Below are 8,404 nucleotides of genomic sequence, written 5' to 3'. Positions count from 1 at the left end.
GACGTTCTTCTCGAGTTTTTCGTGCGATTTCATTCCCTAGGCTCCTCAGGCGATCTGCGCGGCAGCGTCGTACTCGGCTGGCTTGGCAGCCTGCACGGTGCGCCAGGTGTTGTAGGCCATCACCAGCATGCCGGTGAAGAAGATCGCACCACCGATCATGCGGACTACGAAGCCGGGGTGACTGGCTTCCAGTGCTTCGACGAAGGAGTAGGTGAGCGTGCCGTCTTCGTTGATCGCGCGCCACATCAGGCCCTGGGCGATGCCGTTGACCCACATCGAGGCGATGTAGAGCACGGTGCCGATGGTGGCCAGCCAGAAGTGGGTGTTGATCAGGCCAATGCTGTGCATTTGCTCGCGACCGAACACTTTCGGGATCAGGTGGTACAGAGCGCCGATTGACACCATTGCCACCCAGCCGAGGGCGCCGGCGTGTACGTGGCCGATGGTCCAGTCGGTGTAGTGGGAGAGGGCGTTGACGGTTTTGATCGCCATCATCGGGCCTTCGAAGGTCGACATGCCGTAGAACGCCAGCGAGACCACCAGGAAGCGCAGGATCGGGTCGCTACGCAGTTTGTGCCAGGCGCCCGAGAGGGTCATCATGCCGTTGATCATGCCGCCCCAGCTCGGCGCCAGCAGGATCAGCGACATCACCATGCCCAGGCTCTGTGCCCAGTCCGGCAGTGCGGTGTAGTGCAGGTGGTGCGGACCGGCCCAGATGTACACGGTGATCAGTGCCCAGAAGTGCACAATGGACAGGCGATAGGAGTACACCGGACGCTCGGCCTGCTTGGGCACGAAGTAATACATGATCCCCAGGAAGCCAGCGGTCAGGAAGAAGCCCACGGCGTTGTGACCGTACCACCACTGCACCATCGCATCGGTAGCGCCGGCATACAGCGAATAGGACTTCATCGCGGTAACCGGGATTTCCAGGTTGTTGACGATGTGCAGGATCGCAACGGTCAGAATGAAGGCGCCGAAGAACCAGTTGCCGACATAGATGTGCTTGACCTTGCGCGTAGCCAGCGTGCCGAAGAACACGATCGCGTAGGCAACCCACACGATGGTGATCAGCAGGTCGATCGGCCACTCCAGTTCCGCGTACTCCTTGGAGCTGGTGAAGCCCAGCGGCAGAGAGATTGCGGCGAGCAGGATGACCAGCTGCCAACCCCAGAAGGTGAACGCGGCCAGCTTGGGCGCGAACAGCGTGGTTTGGCAGGTGCGCTGGACCGAGTAGTAGGACGTTGCGAACAATGCGCAGCCACCGAAGGCGAAGATCACCGCGTTGGTGTGCAATGGACGTAGACGACCGAAGCTGGTCCACGGGAGGTCGAAGTTCAAGAATGGCCAGGCCAACTGTGCTGCGATGAAAACGCCGAGCCCCATCCCGACGATTCCCCACACCACCGTCATGATGGCGAATTGGCGGACCACCTTGTAATGGTAGGCGGTACTGGTTGCTGTGTTCATGTATGGGCTTCCATCCACGGGTAATGAGCAGTTTTTTCTTTCCTAGGAAAGCGGAGGCAAGGATGGGTAAAGGGCAATTTGCCGGTATTGACGCTGGTCAATACACGCAGGCCGCGCAGGGGCATTCCGGGCTCTGGACGCGGCCGTCCGACGAAGCGTTCGCGACACTGATTCTGGCGCACGGCGCTGGTGCGCCGATGGACAGTCCGTTCATGCAGCAGATGGCTGAACGCCTTGCGGCGCGCGGGGTTGCGGTGTATCGCTTCGAATTCGCCTACATGGCCGAACGACGCACGACGGGGCGCAAGCGCCCACCCGAGCGGCAGCCGCAGCTGCTGCAGCAATGGCGGGAACAGCATGCGCTGGTGCGACAGCAGGCCACAGGGCCGTTGGCCATCGGAGGCAAGTCGATGGGCGGGCGGATGGCCAGTTTGCTGGCCGATGAACTGGGCGCCGACGCGCTGGTGTGCCTGGGTTATCCGTTCCACCCTGCGGGCAGGCTGGAAAAGCCGCGCGTCGAACATCTGGCCGAGCTGCGTACGCCTGCGCTCATTCTCCAGGGCGAGCGCGATGCGCTGGGCAATCGCGCCACGGTCGAAGGCTATCGGCTTTCGCCGATGATCCAACTGCATTGGCTGAGTGCCGCCGACCACGATCTCAAGCCCCTGAAAAGCTCCGGGCTGAGTCATGCGCAGCATCTGGATAGCGCAGCGCAGGCGATCGCCACCTTTCTATCCGTCGTCGCGCAGCATCCGGCCGACCACCAGAACGCTTTACGCGCGGAGGAACCCTAGCGGTTGAAGCGTTCGACCAGCGAGTACTGGCCTTCGGCGGTCGAACTCAATTCCTCGCTGAGCAGAGCCGTGTCGCGCGCATCCCCCGACGTCTGGTCGGCCAGCCTGGCAATAGTGCTGACGTTCTGGCTGATCTCGTCGGCCACGGCACTCTGCTGCTCGGTCGCCGAGGCGATTTGCGTGGTCATGTCGATGATGTTGTTCATCGCCTCGCTGATGCCGCTGAGTGCCTGATCGGCCTGGGCAACCTGTTCGACGCCCCGGGTGGCCTGGATGCGACCTTCCTCGGTAGTCTCGACCGCATGGCGGGCCTGCTGCTGCAGTTTCTCGATCAGCTGATGGATCTCGCCGGTGGCGTCGGCCGTGCGTCGCGCCAGTTGCCGGACCTCATCGGCGACCACAGCGAAACCGCGCCCGCTCTCGCCAGCCCGGGCTGCCTCGATGGCGGCGTTGAGCGCGAGCAGGTTGGTCTGATCGGTGATGCTCTTGATCACATCGACCACGGTGCCGATCTCGTTGCTGTCGAGCGCGAGACGGTCAACCGCCTCGCCGGTGCGTGCCACCGACGCGGACAATTGCTGGATCGCCGCGCGGGTTTCGGCGGCGACATCCCGACCTTGCACGGTGAGCTGGCTGGCCTGACGGGTGGCTTCGGCTGCGAGGGCGACATTGGCGGCGACCTCCTGGGTGGTCGCCGCCATCTGGTTGATCGCGGTGGCGACCTGTTCGGTTTCCTGATGCTGTTGCGCCAGGCCGTTCGAACAGCTGTGTGCCAGCGAATCAGCCTTTTTCGCCTGTTCCTGCAACTGTACTGCGCTGTCCTGCAGGCGGGTCAGGCACGTCCTGAGGTGCGCCTGCTGGCTCAGTATCGCCATCTCCAGCTGCGCTTCGACGCCGCGGCTGTCGGTATACATCTGGGCGATCAGCGGGTCGCTGGTGGTCTGCGCGGCCAGACGCAACAGGCGCATCAGGCCACGCTGCTGCCAGTGCAGACCAGCCAGGCCGAGCGGTATCGAAAGAAGTGCTGCCAGGGCGAAGCCGAGCGAATGATCGAGCCAGGCGCCGATCATGAAACCGATCTGGCTGACCAGAATGAACGGCAGCCATTTGGTCGCAACCGACAGCCAGTGATCGCGCCGCGGCACGCCGCTCTTGCCGGCATTGATGCGCGCATAGAGCGCTTCGGCGCGCTGAATCTGTTCACGACTCGGTTTGGTGCGCACCGATTCGTAACCGATAACGTTGCGCTGGCTGTCCAGAACGGGCGTTACATAAGCGTCGACCCAGTAATGATCGCCGTTCTTGCGGCGATTCTTGACGATGCCCATCCACGGCTTGCCCTGCTGCAGGGTGGCCCACATGTGGGCGAATACGGCTGGCGGCACGTCGGGGTGACGAATCAGGTTATGCGGCGCGCGAATCAGCTCCTCACGCACAAAACCGCTGACCTCGGCGAAGATATCGTTGCAATAGGTGATCCGGCCTTTGAGGTCGGTCGTGGAAACCAGACGCTGCTGGTCCGGAAAGGCGTATTCACGCTGGGTGACAGGCTGGTTGTTACGCATGGGGTCTCACGTCGGCAGAAATCAAAGAAAACGCTCGCCTGACTTTTTGATTTATATGAGTTTTTCGCTTTCAGGCTGTGTCAGGGGATCGGCGGGGGGCGCGGGTTCTTGAGCAAAAAATACGCAAACCCTCCGAGAGGGTCATATTCCTGCAATCCTCGGATGATTAACTTGGCCTCACGTCGGGGCTCACCGGTGCGGGTGGGATCAACGCGACGGATTCAAGGATGTGGATCGGGCCGTATGGAAACGGCCGAATATCGGCACGGCAGCCAGCAGGGAAACAGTCACGGACGGCGGGGCGCCGAGGTGAAGGATCACCTCGGCGTTTTTTTTAGCCTCAGCTGCCGATCAGCTGCCGATCAGCTGGCGCAGCACGTGGTGCAGGATGCCGCCGGCCTTGAAGTACTCCACTTCATTGAGCGTGTCGATGCGGCACAGGACCTGGAAGGTGCCGTGCGAACCATCGCTGCGCACGACTTCCACGGTCAGCAGCTGGTGCGGCCTGATGTCGGCGCCCAGGCCGCGGATCGACAGCCGTTCGGTACCGTTCAGACCCAGCGACTGGCGTGTCTGCTCGCCAACGAATTGCAGCGCCAGCACACCCATGCCGATCAGGTTCGAGCGGTGGATGCGCTCGAAACTCTCGGCAATGACCGCCTTCACTCCCAACAGATTGGTGCCCTTGGCGGCCCAGTCACGGCTGGAGCCGGTGCCGTACTCCTTGCCGGCAATCACCACCAGCGGTACGCCCTCGGCCTGATAGCGCATGGCCGCATCGTAGATCGACAGGCGTTCTCCGCTGGGCTGGTGCAGCGTGTTGCCGCCTTCTTCGCCACCGAGCATCTCGTTCTTGATGCGGATGTTGGCGAAGGTGCCACGCATCATCACTTCATGATTGCCTCGCCGCGAACCGTAGGAGTTGAAATCTTCCGGCTGCACGCCGAGCGACTGCAGGTAAAGGCCGGCTGGCGAGCTGGCCTTGATGTTGCCGGCCGGGGAGATGTGGTCGGTGGTGATCGAGTCGCCGAACACGGCGAGCACCCGCGCGTGTTCGATATCCGCAGGCGGGGCTGGTGGTTGGCCGATGTCCGCGAAGAACGGCGGGTTCTGCACATAGCTGGAGCCGGCATTCCACTGATAGGTATCGCCGGCGCTGACAGCAATCTTCTGCCAGTGGTCGTCGCCGGTGAATACGTCGGCGTAGCGGCTGCGGAACATCTCGCCGTCGATACGACCGACGGCTGCGGCGATCTCTGCGCTGCTCGGCCAGATGTCCCGCAGGTACACCGGCTGATTCTGCGCGTCATAGCCCAGCGGGTCCCGTTCCATGTCGATGCGCGTGGTGCCGGCCAGGGCAAACGCCACCACCAGCGGCGGCGAGGCCAGCCAGTTGGCCTTGACCAGCGGGTGCACGCGGCCTTCGAAGTTGCGGTTGCCGGAAAGCACCGACGAGACGATCAAGTCATTGTCGGCAATGGTCTGACCGATTGCGTCCGGCAGCGGCCCGGAGTTGCCGATGCAGGTGGTGCAGCCGTAGCCCACCAGATTGAAACCGAGCTGATCCAGATAGGCTGTCAGCCCTGCGCGCTCCAGATAATCGGTCACCACCTTCGAGCCCGGCGCCAGCGATGACTTCACCCAGGGCTGGCGCTTGAGGCCGCGCTCGACGGCCTTCTTCGCCAGCAGTCCGGCGGCCATCAGCACGCTCGGGTTGGAGGTGTTGGTGCAGGAGGTGATGGCCGCGATCACTACGGCGCCGTGCTTAAGCGAGAAGCTTTCGCCGGCGACGACGAACGGGGTATCGGTCTGCTGCTTGCGGCCGCTGGTTTCCAGCAACAGGTCGAAGCTGGCGCCGATGTCGCCGAGTGCGACGCGATCTTGCGGGCGCTTGGGACCAGCCACGGAAGGACGTACCTGGCTCAGATCCAGCTCCAGCGTGGCGGTGAACAGCGGGTCGGGGGAGTCGTGCTCGCGCCACATGCCCTGCGCCTTGGCGTAGGCCTCGACCAGCGCGATGCGTTCTTCGCTGCGGCCAGTCAGGCGCAGATAGTCGAGAGTGATCCGGTCGACCGGGAAGAAGCCGCAGGTCGCGCCGTATTCGGGCGCCATGTTGCCGATGGTGGCTCGGTCGGCCAGCGGCAGGTTATCCAGCCCCGGGCCGTAGAATTCGACGAACTTGCCCACCACGCCGTGCTTGCGCAGCATCTGCGTCACGGTCAGCACCAGATCGGTGGCAGTGACGCCCTCGTTGAGCCGGCCGGTCAGGCGGAATCCGATGACCTCCGGGATCAGCATCGACACCGGCTGGCCGAGCATCGCCGCTTCCGCCTCGATACCACCGACGCCCCAGCCGAGCACGCCTAGGCCGTTGATCATGGTGGTGTGCGAGTCGGTGCCGACCAGCGTGTCGGGATAGGCGTAGGTGTCGCCATCCTCGTCGCGGGTCCAGACCACCTGGCCCAGGTATTCCAGATTGACCTGATGGCAGATGCCGGTGCCCGGCGGCACCACGCGGAAATTGTCGAAGGCCTGCTGGCCCCAGCGCAGGAACTCGTAGCGTTCACCATTGCGCTGCATCTCGATGGCGACGTTCTGCGCAAAGGCCTGATCGTTGCCGAAACGGTCGACCATCACCGAGTGGTCGATCACCAGATCCACCGGCGACAGCGGATTGATCCGCTGCGGATCGCCACCAGCCCGGGCCACAGCGTCGCGCATGGCCGCCAGATCGACCACGGCGGGTACGCCGGTGAAGTCCTGCATCAGCACCCGCGCCGGGCGATACTGGATTTCCTGTTCGGAACTGCGTGTATTCAGCCACTGCGCCAGGGCCACGAAGTCCTCGCGACGTACCGTGACGCCATCCTCCCAGCGCAGGAGGTTTTCCAGCAGCACCTTGAGCGATACCGGCAGGCGATCGATCTCGCCCAGCGTCGCTGCGGCGGCCGGCAGGCTGAAATAGTGATAGGTCTTGCCCGCTGCCTCGAGGCTGCGACGGCATTGCAGGCTATCCAGGGAAGGCATTCAGGTCTCCTTAGTCCCGCCGGCATGGCGTTGAGGGCAGATTGTTGAAGCTAGACCCGCACAACGGGTTTCGCCAATCACTGGACCCGCCGCGCCGAGCCGGGGTTCCCCCCGATGCAAGAGGGCTTCGGCTGCGTGGCCGATCGGCCGAGGATGACCCGGCAGCGCGCTTGCGCCACAATGCCGGCCTGTTTCAGGAGTCCGTGATGAGCCAATCTGTTGAAATGACTGCCGATGCCGTCCTCGACGCCAGCGGTCTGAATTGCCCCGAGCCGGTGATGATGCTGCACAACAAGGTCCGCGATCTGGCTGGCGGTGCGGTGCTCAAGGTGATCGCCACCGATCCCTCGACCCAGCGCGATATTCCCAAGTTCTGCGTCTTTCTCGGCCATGAATTGGTCGATCAGCAACAGGACGCTGACATCTATCTGTACTGGATTCGCAAGAAGAGTGAGTGATGGCATAAAAAAACCAGGCCGAAGCCTGGTTTTTTTATGCGCGGCGATTTCAGTTGTGCTGTTTGCGGTTCACCGTCTGCGCCGCCTTGATGATGTCGGCGCCGATGTCCGACTCGAACTGCTGCCACACCGGACGCATGCGCTCGCGCCAGGCCAGCCGCTGCTCCGGCGTCAGGCTGATGATCTCCGTGGTGCCGGCCTGACGAATGCGCTCGCGGTCGGCCTGGTTCAGCTCTTCGGCTTCGCGGTTCACCGCGTAGCTCACCTCATCGAGAATCGCTTCCAGCTCGAAGCGGACCTTGTGCGGCATGCCCATCCAGAAGCGCGTGCTGCTGACCACCATGTAGTCCAGCACGCCGTGGTTGGTTTCGCTGATGTACGGCTGCACGGTGTGCATCTTCTTGCTGTAGATGTTCGACCAAGGGTTCTCGGCGCCTTGCACCGTGCCCGCCTGCAGCGCGCCGAACACGTCGGCGAAGGCGAGTTTCTTGGTCGTCGCACCAACGGCGCCGAACTGCGCCTCGAGCACTGCCGAGGGCTGGATGCGGAACGCCAGATTGGCCGCATCGCCAGGCATGCGCAGCGGCTGGGTGGCTGAGAGCTGCTTCATGCCGTTGTGCCAGTAGGCGAGGCCGATGATGTTCTTGTCTTCCATCGAGCGCAGCAGCTGTCTGCCCTTGGCACGCTTCTGGAAGCGGTTGACGGCCTCGATGTCATCGAACAGGAAGGGCAGGTCGAAAACCTGCAGCTGCTTGGTGTACTGCTCGAACTTGGCCAGCGAGGGGGCGATCAGTTGCACGTCGTTGTCGCGCAGGGCCTGGATCTCGGTCGCATCGCCGACCAGCGTCGAGTTCGGGTAGACCTCGACCTTCACCTGCCCGGGCAGGCGCTCCTCGGCCAGGCGCTTGAACAGCAGTGCACCCTTGCCCTTGGGAGTGTCTTCGGCCACGACGTGGGCGAACTTGATGACGATAGGCTCGGCCTGAGCGAATGCGCTGGCGGCAGCCAGCACAAGCCCAGCAAGGGTAACGATTGGCTTCATGAAAGACTCTTTGTTTGGTGGTTGGCAATCTCCGCTTCTTGAGCTGTC

The 8,404-nt window shown here is 63.0% G+C and carries 6 protein-coding genes; 2 read left to right on the top strand and 4 right to left on the bottom strand.

Translation table 11 applies throughout. The annotated features are described in order from the left end of the window. Positions 1 to 45: 45 nt before the first annotated feature. Complete coding sequence (gene ccoN / locus NAV27_RS18845) at positions 46 to 1,470, bottom strand: cytochrome-c oxidase, cbb3-type subunit I (RefSeq protein WP_102828391.1); 1,425 nt, start codon at positions 1,468 to 1,470, stop codon at positions 46 to 48. Between the two features lie 62 nt (positions 1,471 to 1,532). Between ccoN and NAV27_RS18840 the strand changes: the two genes are divergently transcribed. Then, the gene (locus NAV27_RS18840; protein ID WP_102828392.1) at positions 1,533 to 2,264 is read left to right on the top strand and encodes an alpha/beta family hydrolase; all 732 of its coding nucleotides are present in this window, start codon (positions 1,533 to 1,535) and stop codon (positions 2,262 to 2,264) included. On the opposite strand, the gene NAV27_RS18835 is transcribed toward NAV27_RS18840, so the two are convergent. Together NAV27_RS18835 and acnA are read right to left on the bottom strand one after the other, a co-directional pair. Beyond that, positions 2,261 to 3,829, bottom strand: coding sequence for a methyl-accepting chemotaxis protein (locus NAV27_RS18835; RefSeq protein ID WP_102828393.1), 1,569 nt, complete (start codon positions 3,827 to 3,829; stop codon positions 2,261 to 2,263). The two genes, NAV27_RS18840 and NAV27_RS18835, sit on opposite strands and share 4 nt — an antisense overlap. Positions 3,830 to 4,180: 351 nt before the next feature. Then, the gene (gene acnA / locus NAV27_RS18830; protein ID WP_102828394.1) at positions 4,181 to 6,856 is read right to left on the bottom strand and encodes an aconitate hydratase AcnA; all 2,676 of its coding nucleotides are present in this window, start codon (positions 6,854 to 6,856) and stop codon (positions 4,181 to 4,183) included. 206 nt (positions 6,857 to 7,062) lie between these two features. Here acnA and tusA point away from each other — a divergent pair, with 206 nt between their 5' ends. Next, a complete protein-coding gene (gene tusA, locus NAV27_RS18825) occupies positions 7,063 to 7,314 on the top strand; it encodes a sulfurtransferase TusA (protein ID WP_003289923.1) in 252 nt (83 codons plus the stop codon). 49 nt (positions 7,315 to 7,363) lie between these two features. Here the strand turns inward: tusA and NAV27_RS18820 are convergent, their stop codons facing one another. Continuing rightward, the gene (locus tag NAV27_RS18820; protein WP_102828395.1) at positions 7,364 to 8,356 is read right to left on the bottom strand and encodes a TRAP transporter substrate-binding protein; all 993 of its coding nucleotides are present in this window, start codon (positions 8,354 to 8,356) and stop codon (positions 7,364 to 7,366) included. Positions 8,357 to 8,404: the final 48 nt, after the last annotated feature.

Source organism: Stutzerimonas degradans, assembly GCF_024448505.1.
Classification (GTDB): Bacteria; Pseudomonadota; Gammaproteobacteria; order Pseudomonadales; family Pseudomonadaceae; genus Stutzerimonas; species Stutzerimonas degradans.
This window is presented reverse-complemented; position numbering and strand designations above follow the sequence as displayed.